Source organism: Streptomyces sp. NBC_01390, assembly GCF_045040105.1.
Taxonomy (GTDB): Bacteria; Actinomycetota; Actinomycetes; order Streptomycetales; family Streptomycetaceae; genus Streptomyces.
Genome location: NZ_CP109551.1, coordinates 6,689,619 through 6,707,287 on the forward strand (window position 1 = coordinate 6,689,619; position 17,669 = coordinate 6,707,287).

Genomic DNA, 17,669 nt, shown 5'->3' on the forward strand with positions numbered 1-17,669 from the left:
GCGAGCGTTTCCACTTCCTGCCGTAGCAGCTTCTCCAGCTGGTGGGTGACCTCTGCTGACGTCCCTGCTGGCCGGAGGTAGTCTCCGCGCATGACTCAAGGCCATGACGCCCTGCCTCAACCCTCACCGCCAGCGCCAGGTGTGCTTCGCATCCGGGTCGATTCGACGTTCGGCGCCATGGAAGAGGTGAAACTGCGCGTCAGCCCTGAACTCGCCCAACCGCTACTGGCCCAACTACAAGAGGACGGCTCCGACGCTAGCTTCGGCGCCGAGTTCTCTCTTGACCTCGGCGAGCTGACGATTATCGCCGTGATGATGCGCGACAGCGGCGCCTGGATGACACTTCGCACCGCCATCGAGAAATACGCCGACCGCCACAAGGGGAAGCAGATCCGCCTGGAGCACGGCAACTCAGTCGTGGACATTCAGGGTTACGGTGCCAAGGACGTTGAGCGCCTGATGAAGACTGCGCACGACGACTTCACCGAGCACGCCCGGAAGTGGCAGGAGATGAACCAGCGGATGGGCCCACCGCCAGACGGCGACTCTGAGGGCTGACGGTGCACAGCTTGCAGAGTCGCCGACAGACACTCGTCATCCGGGGCAGCACGGCGCTGCCGCGTTCCTGAGCCACATCGCCCGCGGACCGTTGGCTGTACCGATCAGAGAAGCCCGTTGAGTCGCTTGAAGAGGCTCTCGAACCTAGTCCGGGTTTCTTCGTCGATTTGGTTCAACAGGGTTCCGGGCGAACGCATGAGATGGTTGGCCGGTTGGTAGTGGTCGAAACGCCCACCGTGAACGGCCTCCACCTGCTTGATGATTCGACCGCCACCGTTGAGCTGGGCCTTGGTGAATTTGCCGACCTTCGAGGCCGCGAGCAGCTTGAGGTACCAGCTGACGTTGAAGAGGTCCTCGATGTCGGCTTCGTTCGTTCCGGTGATCTCGGTGAGATAGATCAAACGGCCGCTGTCGATCAGGCCCCGTGCTGCGAGCTGGGCGATTCGCTGATTGCCACCGGCTGCGACGTCCATCAGAACGGCAATGCTCAAGTCGCTGCTGCCGAGCAGGGACACGAACGCCGGGACCTTGTCGAGCCCTCCGACCGGCGTGATGGTCCAGCGCGGATCGAGTGGTGTTCCGCCAGCCTGTCGTACGACGTCGCTCATCACGGTCAGGTACACCACGTCGGACGGGCCTTCGACCAGCAGCTGGTTCGGCCCGATGACGAGGGTCTGGGTCATGTCGACCCCGAGGGCTCCGAGCAGGGGGAAGACGGTGTCGGCTCGGGCTTTCCAGAGTTCTTGGCTGATCTGTGTGCCGTCGTTGTCGACGTCTTCCACCGTGCGGCAGCGCTCCAGCTTCGAGGGCTGGATCATGAAGAGCGAGTGGGTGCTGTAGATGACCTGGTGGCGCGGGGCGAGGCGCTCCTCCATGTACCGCAGCAGGTCGGCCTGTGCCTTGGCGTGCAGGTTCAGGCCCGGTTCGTCCAGCAGGATGATCCGACGCTGCGTGGTGTCGGTGTACTCGGAGAACGCAGCCAGGAACGAGAAGAACCAGATGAAGCCCTTCGACCGGCCGGACATTCCGAGAGTGACCCGGTGACGCTGGTTCTTGATCCGGATGTGAAGCCACGGCTCGGTGTGCTGTGGGTCGTGCGGCAGGGGCGCAGGTCTGAACTCGATGTCGAGTTCCACCGACAGGTCAGGGTTCTGGGTCCAGTACTCGAAAAGCTGGTCGGTCAGCTCGTTGGCGGCGGCCTCCAGAGCCGCCTTGCGGCTCTCGTAGGAGTCCTTGGTGAACTCCTCCGACTCCACTCCGGCGAGCTTCAGCAGTGACAGGGCCGTACGTTCCTCGGGCTCCAGGTCGTCCTCGGCGACGGTCTGGAGCCGCTCGACCGAGACGCTGCCCGGCAGCACGTTGTACTCGTCGAAGTACTGGAACATCGGCAGTCGCCCGTACACCAGCTTCCTGATCTCCGCGTTGAGGTCGCGTTCGGCGAGCTCGTCAGCGAGCTGCACGGCGGCCTCCGCGGCCTCGTCGGCGCGCAGCACCTCGATCAGCTCGTCCAGGCCCTTGACCCTTGCGAACCGGTTGACGTCCAGGCCGGCCTTGGCCACCAGATGCCGTGCAGCGGCCAGTGTGTTCGCCGCGAAGTTCAGGTACCAGGTAGTCGTGTCGTACTGCCGGTATGCCGTGATCGTCTTCGCGGCGAGCGCTTTGGATCCGAACTCATCGGCAACAGCGTCGATGTCGGCCTGCTCCAGCTCGAATGTCGCGGTCACCGGCCGGGCCTGAGCGATCCTGGCCCTGTCGCGTGCCCGGTGACGGCGGGGATAGTCCCGCAGCTCCTCGAACTGGGTGGGGTGCCCGCTGGGGAGCGGGTGTACGCGGTACAACGCCTCCAGGGCGGCGGTCTTGCCGGACTCGTTCTTGCCCACCAAGGCGGTGATGTCGCCGGCGAGGGTGAACTTCGTGGAGTCGTTGATGCTCTTGTACTTGGTGATGTGAGCGGACAACAGGCGCATCGACGGTTTCTTCCTGTTCTGGCACACCGTCGACAACGGCGTCGAACGGCGAGAACACGCTACGCCGCAGGACTGACAATCGGCTTCAAATTATCCTTGACCAGGGCGAGTTGATCATTATGTCGTTGGAGGGCGTCGCCCAGTGGTGCGCGAGAAGCTGCCGAACGGGCTTGAGCAACGAGATCATGTTGCCCGTGATGGGGCCTCAAGCAGCTGCTCAGCTGCCCGCCATGCGTGAGCGATGCGTGAGCGGATGGTGCGGCAGGAGCCGTCACGACGTGGACCGGGCCCCATGACAAACCTGTCCTGACCTGGTAGTTCCGGACGCCGAGTCAGCGTCCGGAACCACCCAGCAAGATCCAGCCAGGACTTTTAATCCATTGGTTGTGGGTTCGAGTCCCACAGGGTCTACGGACAAGCCCCAGTTCAGAGGAGATCTGAACTGGGGCTGCTGTCGTTTTCGGGGGCTGAGTGGCCGTCTGCTCAGGCGAAGCTGAACCGAAATGACGGCGATCATGGATCGGGCACGGAAAGACCCTGACCGGGTCGGGGGTCAGCCGAGGCCGTCTCCTTCTTCCCCTGCGGGGGACAGAGCGGTGGTCCGATGCCGCAACTACCACTTCAAGGCCTACGGCCGGCAACGGATTCTCTGCTCCTGCTGGGGGCGGATACCGGCCGACGGCGGAGCTTTGACCCGGGACAGCTGTCTGGATGCCGGGCAGCGGATTCTGGAGGGGCCGCAGACGCTATGACCTTGCGGATTGCGTACGTACTCAGCCGCCGCAGTCCGCCTGGATGACAAGGTTGATCCATGCCCACTTCAACGTCCTTCCAGCGCACGGCACTTGTCGGTGTGGTCCTTGTTCTGACGCTCGGCGCCTGCGGGCAGCAGAGGGCATCGGACTCGGCGGCTGGAGCCGGAGCCAGCTCCAGCGCCTCGCCCAGTCTCCCGGGAGCCTCTCCGTACGTGGAGCCGGGGGCCGGTGACGGTGCTCCGCACTACAACGAGAACAACGCCTACCGGCGAACGGGCGAGATGTCCCCCGCCCACGAGCGGGACGCCGAGCGGGAGGCCGCCCGTATCGAGCCGGTGCTCAAGCGGCTGTGGGGGCAGGGGAAGTGGGATCCCGAGACCGTGCGCGCGGCGCTGCTCGAGCTCGGGTACGAGGAGGGGGACGACGCGCTGACCGTCCGGGAGATGTTCCCGCGTTTCGAGAACAACGAGTACTACACCCCCGAGGGAGCCATGGTCGGCCTGCGCGTCCACCCCGACGCTTGCGTCACCGCGTTCGTGCAGAAGTCCAACTACGGCGTGCAGGCCAACGGCCCGTACCCGGAGACAGGCTGCTTCGAGCCTCTCTACGGCCACTGAACGGACCGAGGAATGGATCACGCTGTGTCGCATGTGCTGAACCTCTGGCGTCAGCAGCTGGGACACGTACCCGAGTCTGTCTGGCGGCGCACCGAGCTCCAGGTGCTGATCCTGGCGGACAACGGACTCACCGACCTCCCACCCGAACTCGGACGGCTGCGCCGGCTCGCCACCCTGGACCTCGGCCACAACCACCTCACCTCGGTGCCCGACGAACTGGGCGACTTGGCCGAACTCAGTGGCTGCCTCTACCTGCACGACAACAAGCTGTCTGAGCTCCCGGACTCGCTGGGAAGCCTGACGCGGCTGCGCTACCTCAATGTCGGCGAGAACACACTCACCGCCCTGCCCGAGGCCATCGGCCGTATGTCCGGACTCATCGAACTCCGGGCGCAGCACAACCGACTGACCACGCTGCCCGACAGCATCGGAGACCTCCGCAACCTGCGCGAACTCTGGCTCCGGGGCAATGCGGTCGAAAGCCTGCCGCCGTCCTTGGCCGACCTCCACGAACTGCGCCACCTGGACCTGAGGGAGAACGCCCTCGCCGAACTCCCGGAGACGCTGGTCGGCCTGCCCCGACTGCGTCAGCTCGACGTGCGGAGCAACCGCCTCACGCGGCTGCCGGACTGGGTCGTCGACATGCCGGCGCTGGAGAAGCTGGACGTGCGCTGGAACACCTGTGAGCCCTCGCGGTCGATGCTGACCGAACTGGAGCGGCTGGGGTGTGTCGTTCTCACGTAGGCCGACATCAGCTTCTGGCCCCAGGGCGGTGGGCGTCGCGGGAGAGGCCCTTCGGTGGGCACGCCCTAATATCTGTGGCCGCGAGCTGAGAAATTGGCGGAACGCACGGGCAGGTTATTTGCCGCAATGGATAACTGAGAGTTATTCAACACTCGTCGGCCGTCGCAGTGTGCTACTGTCGATCTAAGTTGCAGTTGTGGTTCCCGAAATTTTTATCTCCGGTCTTCCGGGCGGGGCAATCATCACGGCGACACGGAGTCTGCGACCTGCGGACCCGTAAGCACTGCCCCTGAAGGAGAAATGACATGGCTGCTGGCACCGTGAAGTGGTTCAACGCGGAAAAGGGTTTCGGATTCATCGAGCAGGATGGTGGCGGCCCTGACGTGTTCGCCCACTACTCGAACATCTCCGCCCAGGGCTTCCGCGAGCTGCTCGAAGGCCAGAAGGTCACCTTCGACATCGCGCAGGGCCAGAAGGGCCCGACGGCCGAGAACATCGTTCTTGCCTGACGCTGACGCGTACTGTGCAGCTGGGGCCCGCATCCCTCGGGGTACGGGCCCCAGCTGCATGTACTTTTTTCGCGGTGGTTTCACCTGTTGAGACGACAAGGGCTTCGCGGAGTCCGTGGGCGTGATGGATGCCCCGGACACCTCGGATGCCTCGGATGCCTCCGATGCCTCCGATGCCTCCGATGCCACTCCGCATCGATTCAAATGATCTCGTCGGCTTCTTCATTGATTCAGTCGAGTCAACCAATTCAGCAACTGCGCCCGCGTGAATTCACTGCCGGCCAGTTTCGCTCTCGCATTCTTTCGGCCCATTCTTGCAATTCTCCGCGCGGTTCGTTGCTGCGGAAATTCCTAGATGTGAGCCGCATCGAGGAAGGTTCCGCATGAACCGCACACGTACGAACGACCGTTTCTCCCGCACCCGCAACGGCGGTGCCGCTTCCGGACGGAGTGGCGGCCGATCGGGCTCGCCGACCGCGAACCGGTCCGGCGGACAGAGCCGTTCCGGTGGCCAGGGCCGTTCCGGTGGCCAGGGCCGTTCCGGCGGTGGCTACGGCCGCCGGTCCGCCGCGCCGCAGGGTGAGTTCGCTCTCCCCGAGACGATCACCCCCGCGCTTCCCGCCGTTGAGGGCTTCGCCGAGCTCGACATGCCCAAGGAGCTGCTGGCCGCGCTCGGTTCGCAGGGCGTGACCGTGCCCTTCCCGATCCAGGCCGCGACCCTGCCGAACTCCCTGGCCGGCCGTGACGTACTGGGCCGCGGACGCACCGGCTCCGGCAAGACCCTCGCCTTCGGGCTGGCGCTGCTGGCCCGTACGGTCGGGCAGCGCGCCGAGGCCAGGCAGCCGCTGGGCCTGGTCCTCGTACCGACGCGTGAGCTGGCGCAGCAGGTCACCGACGCGCTCACCCCGTACGCCCGCGCCGTTCGGCTTCGGCTCGCCACGGTGGTGGGCGGGATGCCGATCGGCAGGCAGGCCAGCGCGCTGCGCGGCGGGGCCGAGATCGTCGTCGCCACGCCCGGACGCCTCAAGGACCTCATCGACCGCGGCGACTGCCGGCTGAACCAGGTCTCCATCACCGTCCTCGACGAGGCCGACCAGATGGCCGACATGGGCTTCATGCCGCAGGTCACCGCCCTGCTCGACCAGGTGCGCCCCGAGGGTCAGCGGATGCTGTTCTCCGCCACCCTCGACCGCAACGTCGACCTGCTCGTGCGCCGCTACCTGACCGACCCGGTCGTGCACTCCGTCGACCCCTCGGCCGGTGCGGTCACGACGATGGAGCACCACGTGCTGCACGTCCACGGTGCCGACAAGCACGCGGCCACCACCGAGATCGCCGCCCGCGACGGCCGCGTGATCATGTTCCTCGACACCAAGCACGCCGTCGACCGTCTCACCGAGCACCTCCTCAACAGCGGGGTACGGGCTGCCGCCCTGCACGGCGGCAAGTCGCAGCCGCAGCGCACCCGCACCCTGGCGCAGTTCAAGACCGGCCACGTCAACGTGCTGGTGGCGACGAACGTCGCGGCGCGCGGCATCCACGTCGACAACCTCGACCTCGTCGTCAACGTCGACCCGCCGACCGACCACAAGGACTACCTCCACCGTGGTGGCAGGACCGCCCGCGCCGGCGAGTCCGGCAGCGTCGTGACCCTGGTCACCCCGAACCAGCGCCGCGAGATGACCCGCCTGATGGCGGCGGCCGGCATCGTCCCGCAGACCACCCAGGTCCGCTCGGGCGAAGAGGCCCTGCAGCGCATCACCGGCGCCCAGGCTCCCTCGGGCGTCCCGGTCGTCATCACCGCACCGGTGGCCGAACGCGCCAAGAAGCGCGGCACCACCTCGCGCGGCCGACGCCACCCCGCCTCGGCGGCCCGCCGCGCGTCCGCACGACAGGCCGGCGCCGCTGCGGCGTAACCCTTCCCGATGGCCGATGGCCGATGGCCGATGGCCGATGTTCAGCGTTCGGCCTTCGCCTTCGTCGTTCGGTGGGCGTCGTCCCGACGCCCACCCCCGCTTCTCCCGTTTCCGTCGCTTCTCCCTGTGAGGCAACATGCGCTGTGTCATCGCACGCTTCCCGTTCGACCTGACCAAGAGTGGCGTGCTGGAGTCGATGAAGGGCGTCAAACCCCTGCCGGTCACCGGTGAGTCCGTGGTCATCGGGCGACGCCGCTACCCCGTCAAGCAGGTGGGCCAGGTCGTCACCCGTCAGGACCCCCGCGATTTCAGCGCGGGCGAAGTCGTACGGGCCATGACCCGGCTCGGCTTCACCTGCGGGACTCCGCCGCAGGCCGAGCCGACGGAGTCGACGCGGGTCGAGAGCCCGTTCGAGCAGGCTTCGGCGCTGCTCGGGACTCCCGTGGCCGTCTGACCGCCGACCTCTGACCGACCCGACCGACCCGACCGGCGCGACCAGCGCGAGCCGGACAACACCGAGGGCCCTGCCGACGTATCGGCAGGGCCCTCAGTGCATGCCGTGCCGGAAGGGGCACGGCGGTGGCTCAGCGGGTCGGTGGGTCAGTGGTCGGAGTACCTGAAGTCGCCCACGGTCCAGGCGCTGACGTCCTCGATCGCGATGCGGTACATCCCGCCCGTCTCCGGGATCCCCACCGTGCCCTGCAGGATCCGGGCGACATGGAAGTGCAGATGCGTGGGCGGGCCCTCCTTCTTGGCGGGGGCTTTGAAGACGGCGGAGAACTCGCCCAGTTGATCGGAGTCGGTCAGTACCTCCGACACCCTCCGCCGCCACACGGCTTCGGGAGCGAGTCGACCGGTGATGACAGCACCACCGGTGACCACTGTCAGGGACATCTGATTGCTTCGCCCGGACTCCACAAGGGCGGCGATGTCAACGATCAGGTCGTCAGGCTTCGGCATGGCATCGGATTCTATGCAACGGCCCGTGCGGGCGGCTCGGGCGGTGACACCCAGGTGGGCCGGTCCCTCTCCGCCGATCGGCCCGCAGGTGATTACCTCATCGTCGGGCCCACCAAAATCTATGCTTGCTGGAGTAGACATTGGCGGCTCGGGTCATTATGGTTTCTCTCGTAGCCGAGATCGAGCGAGGCCTGGCAGACACGAACTGCCGGGCAGTAGTACCGCAGGAGTAGTTCGCAGTTCGTAGGACGGTGCGGTGGTGGAGTTCCGAAGCCAGGGTTGTTGCAGGACGGCGACGGGACTGACGACCGGACCGGGTGGCCCGCAGTGATCAGGGGCCGCCATGAGCGTCACCGGCAGTACCAGCAGTACGCAGTTCCTGTTCGATAGGTTGTTGACCAAGAGGGAAAGAACGGAGGAGTCGAGCGCCATCAGGATCGCCCGGGCGGAAGCTGGGCCCGGGTACCGCAGGACATCGATAGGTAGGTGGTCTCCGGTCATACATCCGCGATCCCCGCACTCACGTCGGCAGATCAGACAGTTGTGCGGAAAAAGAAGGCCGGTGCAGTAGTAGGGCCGGCAGATGGTGTTTGCAGTTCCTTCGGGGCCTTGGTGCCGTTACGGCACCAAGGCCCCTCGACGCGTTCCAAAAGAGAGGTGAGATGACAGCAGACGACTCGCTGGGCCGTCTTGACGACGACGACTACCCTGCCTACACGATGGGCCGGGCCGCCGAGATGCTCGGTACCACTCCCGGGTTCCTCCGGGCCCTCGGCGAAGCACGACTGATCACGCCACTGCGCTCCGAGGGTGGACACCGCCGCTACTCGCGCTACCAACTGCGCATCGCGGCCCGCGCGCGCGAGCTCGTCGACCGTGGCACTCCGATCGAGGCCGCCTGCCGGATCATCATCCTTGAGGACCAGCTCGAAGAAGCCCAGCGCATCAACGCCGAATACCGGCGTGCCGACACGTCGTCCAATCCGTCGGCGGCGAACTGAGACCTGAGGCCCGAGAACCGAGCACTTAGAACTGAGCGCTGAGAGCTGAGAGCTGAAGTGAGCGTGCCCGCCGGGTCGGCGGGCCATCACCCACATGCATGGCCGAAATGCGACGCGGAGTTTTTCCTGTGGTGATGCAGGGCCCGGACGGGTAGCGTCTGTGCGAGCTGTCGTGGTTCGGAGTTCCCCTTGCCCACGCCTTTGGTGTGGGCGCTTTGCTGTGCTGTGCCGCAGGGACCAGGGCGATCACCTCCGTCTTCCCCACAGGGGGCAGACGTTCATCGACTGGAAGGCATGACTATGGCTACGGGAACTGTGAAGTGGTTCAACGCGGAGAAGGGCTTCGGCTTCATCGCCCAGGACGGTGGCGGCCCGGACGTCTTCGCGCACTACTCCGCGATCAACTCCTCGGGCTTCCGTGAGCTCCAGGAGGGCCAGACCGTGACGTTCGACGTCGTCCAGGGCCAGAAGGGCCCCCAGGCGGAGAACATCACCACCGGCTGATCTTGCGCTGAACCTACTGGGCCGCGCGGCGAACGCCGCGCGGCCCAGTAGGTCGTTGTACCCCAGTACGTCGTCGTGGAGGTACGGCCCGGAGGTTCACCCCGGCCAGGTACCCGTCAGGCGCCGGACCGCGGTGGCGCCGCCGCGGTCGACGGCCGCCTTGACCCCGGCGAAGATCGCGCCCTGTACGACGGCTGCCGTGAGGATCTCGGGCCAGCTGCGGAACTCGTCCGTGGCGTCCGGGGCGTCGTCCTCGTGCGCGAGCCGCTTCCAGGCCTGCTTGAACACCGCGCCGGCCAGGAGACCGCCAAGGGCGCCCAGGGCCATGCCGACCGGCTTGTAGGCGATCTTCGAGCCCTTCATCGACGCCTCCGCGAGCGGCGCACCATGAGCAGTGCGACGACGGCGCCGGCCGCCAGCAACAGGGCGCGGTTGGCGCGCGCCGCACGCATGCCCTGGCCGGCCTTCTCCCGTACCGGCTCCGGGGCCTTGTCCCGGGCCAGTTCCGCGACGTGCACGGCCTTGTCGCGGACCTGCTCGGTGGCCGCCGCGGCCTTCGCGCGCACGGGTTCGGGGGTCCTGTCCTGCACCGCGTGGGCCGCGTGCGTCGCCTTGTCCCGCAGCTGGGCCCCGACCTGGGCGGACTTCTCGGCGACCTGCTGCCTGACGGCGGTCGTCCTCTCCTGGGCGCGGGCCTTGACGTCGGCCTTCGCCGCGAGGGCCTCGACCGTCTGGCCGAGCTCCTCGCGTGTCGCCTCCACCCGCGTCCGCAGTTCCTCGGGAGACGGTGTTGCCTCGGCACCCGGCTGCGACTTGTCCTCGGTCATCGGTGTGCACTCTCCTTGATAGCGGCCACATCGGCCTTGACGCTGTCCACCGTCCGCCCGGGCGTCGGCGGGGATGCCTTGCTGAACTGCTTCCTGCCGAGCGCGGCCATCACCGTGGTGACGGCGGCCAGGACGCCGGTGACGATCAGTGCCGCCGCCCACACGTCCATGGCGAGCGACAGTGCGGCGATCGCGGTGGCCGCCAGGGCCTGCAGGGTGAGCACACCCAGCACGCCGGCGCCGCCGAACAGACCGCCGCCCTTGCCGAACCGCCTGCCCTTCTCGGTCATCTCCGCCTGCGCCAGCCGCATCTCGTCGCGGACCAGCTGTGACAACTGCTGCGAGGCACGCTGGACCAGGTCGCCCACCGGTTCCTGCGTTCCGTTGTCCGTTCGGTGGGAGCCCTGTGCTGTCATGGGTGCTCACCCGTCCTTCGTCGGCTTTCGTCGGCGTTCGTCGATGTGCGTGACTGCGGCGGGCCCGGTCGGCGTTCGTTGACGCTCGTACGACGCTGCCCTGGCTGCCCTGCGCGTTGCTGGGATCGGTCGGCTGTGCGGGTACCCACGCATCGCCGCGTCACCCCGCCCGAACGCGGGTCGGTGGCCGCCGGTTCAGGACTCGAAGCGGCGGCGGTCCTCCTCGTCCCACTTCCGGGTGTCCCGAGGCTGCACATAGGGCTCCTCGTCGGCCGGGTGGCCGCCCGCGACGGCCCGCTGGCGGGCCAGTTCCGCGTCGCACTCCAGGCCCAGCAGGATCGCCAGATTCGTGATCCACAGCCACACCAGAAAGATGATCACGCCGGCGAAGGTGCCGTACGTCTTGTTGTACGAGGCGAAGTTGGCCAGGTACACGGCGAACCCGGCGGAGGCGGCCATCCAGATCACCAGCGCCAGGAAACTGCCCGGCGTGATCCAGCGGAAGCCGCGGATCTTCGCGTTCGGTGTCGCCCAGTACAGGATCGCGATCATGACCGTGACCAGGACCACCAGCACCGGCCACTTCGCGATCGACCACACCGTGAGCGCCGTGTCGCCGATCCCCAGCGCGCCGCCCGCCTTCCGGGCGAGGCCGCCGGTGAACACGACGATCACCGCGCTGACCACGGCCAGGATCATCAGGACCACCGTCACGGCGACGCGGACGGGCAGAACCTTCCAGACCGGGCGGCCCTCGGGGACGTCGTAGACCGCGTTGGCGCTTCTGATGAACGCGGCGACATAGCCGGAGGCCGACCACACCGCGAGCACCAGGCCCACGATCGCCATGACCGAGCCGATCCCGGCGGTGCCCTGCATCTGCTGCACCGCGTTGCGCAGTACGTCCCGGACCGCGCCCGGGGCCAGGTCCTGGATGTTGTCCAGCACTCGCTGGGACGTGGACCGGCCCATGATGCCGAGCACGGAGATCAGCACCAGCATGGCCGGGAACAGCGCGAGGATCCCGTAGTAGGTCAGCGCCGCGGCCCGGTCGGTCAGCTCGTCCTTCTGGAACTCCTTCGCGGTGCCTTTGGCCACCGCCCACCAGGAGCTTCGGGGCAGGTCGGTCGGAGCGTCAGGCGCCCGTCGCTCCACCCGCTCGTCCGGCCCGGCACGAGGCGTCGGCGCGGGGTCGGACGAGCGGTCCGCGGTGCCGGGTCGGTCGGATCGGACGGGTGGGATGGGTCGGTCCGGTCCGGCGGCCGTGCCGAACGCGTGCTGCCCGTCGTGACCTTCGTGTCGGCCGGGCTCGTCGTGGTCGGTGCGTTCAGCGTCTTCGTCGTGGTGTCCGTGGCGTCTCAGTATTCGCGGCATTCCGCACGAGTAACCGGTTGGGCACCACTCCAACCGTTCCCGTGCACCGCGCGTGGGCGGCCCTGGCGGAGCGCCGTCAGCCGACGCTGAGTTCGGTGAGGCCGGTGTGGCCGCTCACGCCGCCCAACTCGCCCAGCGGCAGCGTGTGCTGGGTCTGCAGCACCTTCGCGCGGAGGTAGCGGACGTTGTCCGGGGTGGTGAAGACGCCGGTGGGGACGCGGTCGTGGACGTCCATGCCCAGGGCCCGGAGCTGGTTGGCCTTGTCCGGGTTGTTGGAGAGGAGGTCCAGCGAGTCGATGCCCAGGGCCTGGAGCATCTGGGCCGCCGCCGTGTAGTCGCGGGCGTCCTCGGGGAGACCCAGCGCGGCGTTCGCGGCGTAGGTGTCGAGGCCCTGGTCCTGGAGGGCGTACGCGTCGAGCTTGTTGTAGAGGCCGATGCCCCGACCCTCCTGGCGGAGGTAGAGCAGGACGCCGCCGCGCTCGGCGATGCGCTCGACGGCCTCGCGCAGCTGCGGGCCGCAGTCGCAGCGGGCCGAGCCGAAGACGTCACCCGTGAGGCACTCGGAGTGCAGCCGGACCAGCGGGGTGGTGCCGGGCTTCGGTTCGCCGAGGACGACCGCCACGTGCTCCTGGCCGTCGGTCAGGCCGTGGAAGGTGACCAGCTCGGTGTCGACGCTGTAACCGTCGTGGAAGCGGAGCGGTACCCGGACACGGGAGCGCTGGGTGGCGGCGGTGAAGTCGGGCATGCGGGGCTCCCGGGTCGGTCCGATCGATCCTCCGGACCTGCTCCTGCTCAGCAGCCTTGCTTCAGATTTGAAGCAGATCCTTGTACGAAGAGTGACCCTACCCCATGCTTCAAAGTTAAAGCAATGGAATTGTGACAGCCCTCATGCACCGGAGTCGCCGGAGTCGCACGACGGCGACGACCTGCGCAGCCAGGGCAGGCCTTCCGGCGCCGACTCCGTCCCGTCCCCCTGGAGCGCCCGCTCGATCCGCGTACCGATCTCCTCCAGCTGGCCCACCTGCTCCGGGGTCAGATGGTCGAAGAGGGCGGCGCGGACCGTGGCGACATGCCCCGGTGCGGTGCGCTCCAGCACCGCCATGCCCTCCTCGGTCAACGCGGCGACCGTCCCCCGCTTGTCCCACTTGCAGGCCTCGCGCCGTACGTGACCGTCCTTCTCCAGCCTGGCCACCGCGTACGTCAGCCGACTGCGCGTGATCTTCAGCTTCTCGGCGAGATCGGTCATGCGCAGCCGCCGCTCGGGCGTCTCGGAGAGATACGCCAGGATCGTGTAATAGAGGTGCGGCATCCCGGCGTCCTGCTGGAGCTGCCGGTCGAGCGCGTCCTCCAGAAGCAGGGAGGCCGCGACGTACGCGCGCCACGCGCGCTGCTCCTCGAGGGTGAGCCAGCGGGTCGTCATGACACCAGTGTAGGTTTGTTTAAAACTTGAACCAAGCTCGCCCGGTCAAGAAGAGCTCGCCGGTCAAGAGCTCGCCGGTCACGAGCTCACTGGTACAAGAAGAGAGTGCCCCATGCCCCTCCCGCACGTCCTGTTGTCCGCCGCCGTCTCTCTCGACGGCTACCTGGACGACACCGGCCCCGAGCGGCTGCTGCTCTCCAGCCCCGCCGACTTCGACCGCGTCGACGAGGTACGGGCGGCCAGCGACGCCATCCTCATCGGCGCCGGCACCATCCGCGCCGACAACCCGCGTCTCCTGGTCAACTCGCCCGAGCGGCGGGCCGCGCGGCTGGCGGCCGGAAAGCCCGAGTATCCGCTCAAGGTGACCGTGAGCGGATCGGGGGAGCTGGACCCGGCCGCCAACTTCTGGCACACGGGTGGCGAGAAGGCCGTGTACACGACGGACAAGGGTGCCGAACAGGCCCGGCGGGCCGGCCTCGGCGCCGATGTCGACATCGTGGCCCTGGGCCCCGGCGCGCTCGACTGGCGAGCCCTGCTCGAACACCTGCATGACGTACGGGGTGTCCGGCGCCTCATGGTCGAGGGTGGTGGCACCGTCCACACCCAGCTTCTCCGGCAGGGCCTCGCCGACGAACTCCAGCTCGTCCTCGCGCCCCTCTTCGTCGGCGACCCCGACGCCCCCCGTCTCTTCGGCCCCGGCGGCTACCAGGGCGGCCGGCTCCGGCTCACGGAGACGCGCCGTATCGAGGACGTCGTCCTGATGCGGTACGAGCCCACGGCCCCCGGCGCCGGCCCGCTCGCCTCCGCCGCCGACCGGCACTGGCTGGCACTGGCGTGCGAACTGGCCCAGCTGTGTCCGCCGTCGCGAACGGCGTTCAGCGTGGGGGCGGTGGTGGTGGCCGCCGACGGTACGGAACTGGCGCGCGGGCACTCCCGGGAGGGCGGCGACCCGGTCGTGCACGCCGAGGAGTCCGCGCTCGCGAAGCTCGACCCGGCCGACCCCCGGCTCCGGACGGCCACCGTCTACAGCAGCCTGGAGCCCTGTGCCCGCCGAGCCTCCCGCCCCGCCCCCTGCGCCCGGCTGATCCTCGACGCGGGCGTCCGCCGGGTGGTCACCGCCTGGCGTGAGCCGGACACCTTCGTGGTGGCGGCGGACGGGAACGGGCTGCTCTCCGGGGAGGGCGTCGAGGTCGTCGTACTCCCCGAGTTCGCGGAGCGGGCCAAGGCCCCCAACGCCCACCTGCCCGGCTGACGTGCCGCTTCCGCGGGGCCCGGGCACCGGACCCCGACCGAGGCTGGTGATCGAGGTCCCGCGGATGGCGTATAGTTGTGTTCAGCGGCGCGGGGTGGAGCAGCTCGGTAGCTCGCTGGGCTCATAACCCAGAGGTCGCAGGTTCAAATCCTGTCCCCGCTACTGAAGGCCCAGGGCCGGAAAACCACGAAAGTGGCTTTCCGGCCCTGAGTCGTTCCCTGAGTCGTTTGTGCCCGCGTCGATCGCGTCGAAGGTCGGCTGTCATCGCCTGTCACCAAGGGTGAGTGAACGATCTCGTTCCGCATAACATCTGACACTCCGTCAAAACTCGGCAGTCACTTACGGCATGGTCAACTCGCCCGATTTTCACCGGTGGTGACCCAGAAAGTCCTCGGGAAAAGGATTAACGATCAACGGGAACAGCTTGGAATCCGGTGTCCAGGTCTATTAACGTTCGATAACGCAGCGCGGTAGTCCCAGCCGTCACAAGAGTCGGCTCCGTGCGCAAGTGCCTAATCCCGCAAGGGAACCGGGGAACCACCAACTTGGGGTGAATCGCTCGTCCGCCTCCGTGGCAACACGGCCGGTATACGCGCGTAGGAGACCTTCCTGCTCCGAACCCGTCAGCTAACCCGGTAGGCGAGAAGGAAGGAAAGGAGCACGCCCACGTGGCGTCAAACCCGCCCGCCCCAGAAGCCCCCTCCGTGCCGAACCGGCGCAGCAGCGAGACCGAGGACGGGAAGATCCCGACCTTCGGCTTCGGCAGCTACCGCACCGACGAGGGCCCCTGGGAGGAGTGGAATCCCAGCGCGGACTCCACCCGCCCTGTTCGCGGCCGGCACCGCGTCGGCAAGCAGCGCGGCGGAGGGCTCGCCCGCAGCTCCACCGTTCTCGGCGTCGGCGTCATAGCCGCTGTCGGCGGGGCCGGCATGGCCACCGCGCAGAGCGGCAAGCCGCCGGTCTCCATCTCCATCCCCGACCTGCCCTCGGTCGGCTCGCCCTTCACGCACGACTCGGACGACGAGCCCAAGGGCTCCGCCACCGCGCTCAGCAGCGTCGGCGTGACTCCCGAGGAGACCGAGCAGGGCACCAGCGACGCCGGCGAGGCCCTGCGCAGCCGCATCATCCTCCAGGCCGAGCAGCAGAAGGACCAGGCCGAGGCCAAGGTCCAGCAGGCCGCCCAGGACGCCGCCGCGAGGAAGGCCGCCGCCGAGGCCGCCAAGGTGAAGCGGGAGGCCGCGGCCAAGGTCGCCGCCGAGAAGAAGAAGATCGCGGAGGCCGCGGCGGCGAAGGTGGAGGCCGCGCGTCTCGCCACGCTCGCCAAGCAGTACACGCTGCCGACCTCCTCGTACACGATCACCGGGACGTTCGGTCAGGCCGGCTCGCTGTGGTCCTCCGGCTACCACACCGGCCTCGACTTCGCTGCGCCCACCGGTACGCCGATCAAGGCCATCCACAGCGGCACGGTCACCGAGGCGGGCTGGAGCGGCTCGTACGGCTACCGCACCATCCTCACCCTCGACGACGGCACCGAGCTGTGGTTCGCCCACCAGTCGTCGATCAACGTCAGCGTCGGCCAGAAGGTCGCCACGGGTGACGTCATCGGCCGCGTCGGCGCCACCGGCAACGTCACCGGGGCCCACCTCCACCTGGAGGTGCACACCAGCAGCTCGGACAGTGCCGGCATCGACCCGATGGCGTGGCTGCGGAGCATGGGCCTCAACCCGTAGAGCCGAAGCCGTAGAGCAGTAGAAGCCGCATCCTAGAGGCCGGGGAGGCACTTTCCCCGGCCTCTTGCTGTGCGTCGTTCACACAGTCTTCGTGAACCGGACGGAATGGGGGCCTCCGTGGCGGGCGTTGACGACGAGCATGACTGCTCTTCGCAAGCTCGGCTCATCGGACCTGGAAGTCTTCCCGCTCGCCCTCGGTGGCAACGTCTTCGGCTGGACCGCCGACGAGACGCAATCCTTCGAGGTGCTCGACGCCTACGCCGCGGCCGGCGGCAACTTCATCGACACCGCCGACGTCTACTCGGCCTGGGTCGACGGCAACAAGGGCGGCGAGTCCGAGACGATCATCGGCAACTGGCTGAAGGCGCGGGGCAACCGCTCGGACATCGTGGTCGCCACGAAGGTCAGCCAGCACCCCGAGTATCCCGGCCTCTCCGGCGGCAACATCAAGGCCGCCGCCGACGCCTCCCTGCGCCGCCTCGGCACCGACCACATCGACCTGTACTTCACGCACTTCGACCAGCCCGAGGTGCCCGTCGAGGAGATCATCGGCGCCCTCGACGAACTGGTGACCGCGGGCAAGGTGCGGTACATCGCCGCCTCCAACCTCTCGCCCGAGCGGCTCCAGGACTCGCTGGACTTCTCCGACCGTGAGGGCCTGGCCAAGTACGTGGCCATCCAGCCCCACTACAACCTGGTCTCACGCGACACCTACGAGGGCCCGCGGCGCGACATCGCCTCCCGTACGGGTCTTGCCGCCGTCCCGTACTACGCGCTGGCCTCCGGCTTCCTCACGGGCAAGTACCGCGCCGGTACGGCGGTCGACAGCCCGCGTGCCGGGGGCGCCGCCCAGCACCTGGAGTCGGAGCGCGGCCGGAAGGTCCTGGCCGCGCTGGACGCCGTCGCGGAGGCACGGGGAGCGGAGGTCGCGACGGTCGCCCTGGCCTGGCTGGCCGCCCAGCCGACGGTGGCGGCCCCGATCGCGTCCGCCCGCACGGTCGAGCAGCTCCCGCCGCTGCTCGCGGTGGCGGAGCTCGAACTGACGGACGCGGAGGTCGCGAGCCTCACGGCGGCTTCGGCGTGAGGCTCCGCCGAGCGCGGTGACGGGCCTACGAGCCG

Annotated in this window: 19 protein-coding genes, 1 tRNA gene and 1 riboswitch; of the genes, 12 read left to right on the forward strand and 8 right to left on the reverse strand. The window is 68.0% G+C overall.

The window, feature by feature from the left end; genetic code table 11:
* The first annotated feature begins 90 nt into the window (after positions 1-90).
* A complete protein-coding gene (locus OG241_RS30195; protein WP_405819627.1) occupies positions 91-558 on the forward strand; it encodes a hypothetical protein in 468 nt (155 codons plus the stop codon).
* A 104-nt stretch (positions 559-662) separates the two neighbouring features.
* On the opposite strand, the gene OG241_RS30200 is transcribed toward OG241_RS30195, so the two are convergent.
* Complete coding sequence (locus OG241_RS30200; protein WP_405819629.1) at positions 663-2,525, reverse strand: ATP-dependent nuclease; 1,863 nt, start codon at positions 2,523-2,525, stop codon at positions 663-665.
* Between the two features lie 811 nt (positions 2,526-3,336).
* Between OG241_RS30200 and OG241_RS30205 the strand changes: the two genes are divergently transcribed.
* The 5 genes from OG241_RS30205 to OG241_RS30225 all read left to right on the forward strand — a co-directional run bounded on the left by OG241_RS30205 (position 3,337) and on the right by OG241_RS30225 (position 7,520).
* Positions 3,337-3,897, forward strand: coding sequence for a hypothetical protein (locus OG241_RS30205; RefSeq protein ID WP_405819631.1), 561 nt, complete (start codon positions 3,337-3,339; stop codon positions 3,895-3,897).
* A 12-nt stretch (positions 3,898-3,909) separates the two neighbouring features.
* Positions 3,910-4,641, forward strand: a complete 732-nt coding sequence (locus OG241_RS30210; protein ID WP_405819633.1) for a leucine-rich repeat domain-containing protein — start codon at positions 3,910-3,912, stop codon at positions 4,639-4,641.
* Between the two features lie 305 nt (positions 4,642-4,946).
* Positions 4,947-5,150, forward strand: a complete 204-nt coding sequence (locus tag OG241_RS30215; RefSeq protein ID WP_053746402.1) for a cold-shock protein — start codon at positions 4,947-4,949, stop codon at positions 5,148-5,150.
* A 383-nt stretch (positions 5,151-5,533) separates the two neighbouring features.
* On the forward strand, positions 5,534-7,066 hold the full coding sequence (locus tag OG241_RS30220) for a DEAD/DEAH box helicase (protein ID WP_405819634.1): 1,533 nt from the start codon (positions 5,534-5,536) through the stop codon (positions 7,064-7,066).
* A gap of 136 nt (positions 7,067-7,202) precedes the next feature.
* Complete coding sequence (locus OG241_RS30225; protein WP_405819635.1) at positions 7,203-7,520, forward strand: SCO5918 family protein; 318 nt, start codon at positions 7,203-7,205, stop codon at positions 7,518-7,520.
* A gap of 146 nt (positions 7,521-7,666) precedes the next feature.
* On the opposite strand, the gene OG241_RS30230 is transcribed toward OG241_RS30225, so the two are convergent.
* Positions 7,667-8,026: a hypothetical protein gene (locus OG241_RS30230; protein ID WP_405819637.1), complete on the reverse strand. Its 360-nt coding sequence runs from the start codon at positions 8,024-8,026 to the stop codon at positions 7,667-7,669.
* Positions 8,027-8,688: 662 nt separating this feature from the next.
* Between OG241_RS30230 and OG241_RS30235 the strand changes: the two genes are divergently transcribed.
* The gene (locus OG241_RS30235; RefSeq protein ID WP_044471789.1) at positions 8,689-9,027 is read left to right on the forward strand and encodes a helix-turn-helix domain-containing protein; all 339 of its coding nucleotides are present in this window, start codon (positions 8,689-8,691) and stop codon (positions 9,025-9,027) included.
* A gap of 300 nt (positions 9,028-9,327) precedes the next feature.
* Positions 9,328-9,531: a cold-shock protein gene (locus OG241_RS30240; RefSeq protein WP_405819640.1), complete on the forward strand. Its 204-nt coding sequence runs from the start codon at positions 9,328-9,330 to the stop codon at positions 9,529-9,531.
* Positions 9,532-9,627: 96 nt separating this feature from the next.
* Here OG241_RS30240 and OG241_RS30245 read toward each other — a convergent pair whose 3' ends face one another.
* The 6 genes from OG241_RS30245 to OG241_RS30270 form a co-directional block, all read right to left on the reverse strand.
* Positions 9,628-9,894 carry a DUF4235 domain-containing protein gene (locus OG241_RS30245; RefSeq protein WP_405819641.1) on the reverse strand — a complete coding sequence of 89 codons (267 nt, stop codon included), beginning with the start codon at positions 9,892-9,894 and terminating at the stop codon, positions 9,628-9,630.
* Positions 9,891-10,358 carry a DUF3618 domain-containing protein gene (locus OG241_RS30250; RefSeq protein WP_405819643.1) on the reverse strand — a complete coding sequence of 156 codons (468 nt, stop codon included), beginning with the start codon at positions 10,356-10,358 and terminating at the stop codon, positions 9,891-9,893. Before OG241_RS30250 ends, OG241_RS30245 begins: the two co-directional genes overlap by 4 nt.
* Positions 10,355-10,774 carry a phage holin family protein gene (locus OG241_RS30255; protein WP_405819645.1) on the reverse strand — a complete coding sequence of 140 codons (420 nt, stop codon included), beginning with the start codon at positions 10,772-10,774 and terminating at the stop codon, positions 10,355-10,357. Before OG241_RS30255 ends, OG241_RS30250 begins: the two co-directional genes overlap by 4 nt.
* 195 nt (positions 10,775-10,969) lie before the next feature.
* Complete coding sequence (locus tag OG241_RS30260) at positions 10,970-12,181, reverse strand: YhjD/YihY/BrkB family envelope integrity protein (RefSeq protein WP_405819646.1); 1,212 nt, start codon at positions 12,179-12,181, stop codon at positions 10,970-10,972.
* A gap of 43 nt (positions 12,182-12,224) precedes the next feature.
* Positions 12,225-12,893, reverse strand: a complete 669-nt coding sequence (gene ribA / locus OG241_RS30265; protein WP_405819648.1) for a GTP cyclohydrolase II — start codon at positions 12,891-12,893, stop codon at positions 12,225-12,227.
* Between the two features lie 141 nt (positions 12,894-13,034).
* A complete protein-coding gene (locus OG241_RS30270) occupies positions 13,035-13,568 on the reverse strand; it encodes a MarR family winged helix-turn-helix transcriptional regulator (protein ID WP_405819650.1) in 534 nt (177 codons plus the stop codon).
* Positions 13,569-13,680: 112 nt separating this feature from the next.
* Between OG241_RS30270 and OG241_RS30275 the strand changes: the two genes are divergently transcribed.
* From OG241_RS30275 to OG241_RS30290, 4 genes are all read left to right on the forward strand, one after another.
* Positions 13,681-14,820: a dihydrofolate reductase family protein gene (locus OG241_RS30275; protein WP_405819652.1), complete on the forward strand. Its 1,140-nt coding sequence runs from the start codon at positions 13,681-13,683 to the stop codon at positions 14,818-14,820.
* 88 nt (positions 14,821-14,908) lie between these two features.
* Positions 14,909-14,982, forward strand: a tRNA-Met gene (locus tag OG241_RS30280).
* A 337-nt stretch (positions 14,983-15,319) separates the two neighbouring features.
* A riboswitch (cyclic di-AMP (ydaO/yuaA leader) is annotated at positions 15,320-15,477 on the forward strand.
* Positions 15,478-15,488: 11 nt separating this feature from the next.
* Entirely contained in the window at positions 15,489-16,550 is a 1,062-nt protein-coding gene (locus OG241_RS30285; RefSeq protein WP_405819654.1) for a M23 family metallopeptidase, read from the forward strand.
* 139 nt (positions 16,551-16,689) lie between these two features.
* A complete protein-coding gene (locus tag OG241_RS30290) occupies positions 16,690-17,634 on the forward strand; it encodes an aldo/keto reductase (RefSeq protein ID WP_405819656.1) in 945 nt (314 codons plus the stop codon).
* The last annotated feature ends 35 nt before the right edge of the window (positions 17,635-17,669 follow it).

What these genes read in the sequence shown, in the direction of transcription:
- OG241_RS30195 (WP_405819627.1), top strand. Translation starts at nt 91, where the DNA reads ATGACTCAAGGCCATGACGCCCTGCCTCAACCCTCACCGCCAGCGCCA.
- OG241_RS30200 (WP_405819629.1), bottom strand. Translation starts at nt 2,525, where the DNA reads ATGCGCCTGTTGTCCGCTCACATCACCAAGTACAAGAGCATCAACGAC.
- OG241_RS30205 (WP_405819631.1), top strand. Translation starts at nt 3,337, where the DNA reads ATGCCCACTTCAACGTCCTTCCAGCGCACGGCACTTGTCGGTGTGGTC.
- OG241_RS30210 (WP_405819633.1), top strand. Translation starts at nt 3,910, where the DNA reads ATGGATCACGCTGTGTCGCATGTGCTGAACCTCTGGCGTCAGCAGCTG.
- OG241_RS30215 (WP_053746402.1), top strand. Translation starts at nt 4,947, where the DNA reads ATGGCTGCTGGCACCGTGAAGTGGTTCAACGCGGAAAAGGGTTTCGGA.
- OG241_RS30220 (WP_405819634.1), top strand. Translation starts at nt 5,534, where the DNA reads ATGAACCGCACACGTACGAACGACCGTTTCTCCCGCACCCGCAACGGC.
- OG241_RS30225 (WP_405819635.1), top strand. Translation starts at nt 7,203, where the DNA reads ATGCGCTGTGTCATCGCACGCTTCCCGTTCGACCTGACCAAGAGTGGC.
- OG241_RS30230 (WP_405819637.1), bottom strand. Translation starts at nt 8,026, where the DNA reads ATGCCGAAGCCTGACGACCTGATCGTTGACATCGCCGCCCTTGTGGAG.
- OG241_RS30235 (WP_044471789.1), top strand. Translation starts at nt 8,689, where the DNA reads ATGACAGCAGACGACTCGCTGGGCCGTCTTGACGACGACGACTACCCT.
- OG241_RS30240 (WP_405819640.1), top strand. Translation starts at nt 9,328, where the DNA reads ATGGCTACGGGAACTGTGAAGTGGTTCAACGCGGAGAAGGGCTTCGGC.
- OG241_RS30245 (WP_405819641.1), bottom strand. Translation starts at nt 9,894, where the DNA reads ATGAAGGGCTCGAAGATCGCCTACAAGCCGGTCGGCATGGCCCTGGGC.
- OG241_RS30250 (WP_405819643.1), bottom strand. Translation starts at nt 10,358, where the DNA reads ATGACCGAGGACAAGTCGCAGCCGGGTGCCGAGGCAACACCGTCTCCC.
- OG241_RS30255 (WP_405819645.1), bottom strand. Translation starts at nt 10,774, where the DNA reads ATGACAGCACAGGGCTCCCACCGAACGGACAACGGAACGCAGGAACCG.
- ribA (WP_405819648.1), bottom strand. Translation starts at nt 12,893, where the DNA reads ATGCCCGACTTCACCGCCGCCACCCAGCGCTCCCGTGTCCGGGTACCG.
- OG241_RS30270 (WP_405819650.1), bottom strand. Translation starts at nt 13,568, where the DNA reads ATGACGACCCGCTGGCTCACCCTCGAGGAGCAGCGCGCGTGGCGCGCG.
- OG241_RS30275 (WP_405819652.1), top strand. Translation starts at nt 13,681, where the DNA reads ATGCCCCTCCCGCACGTCCTGTTGTCCGCCGCCGTCTCTCTCGACGGC.
- OG241_RS30290 (WP_405819656.1), top strand. Translation starts at nt 16,690, where the DNA reads ATGACTGCTCTTCGCAAGCTCGGCTCATCGGACCTGGAAGTCTTCCCG.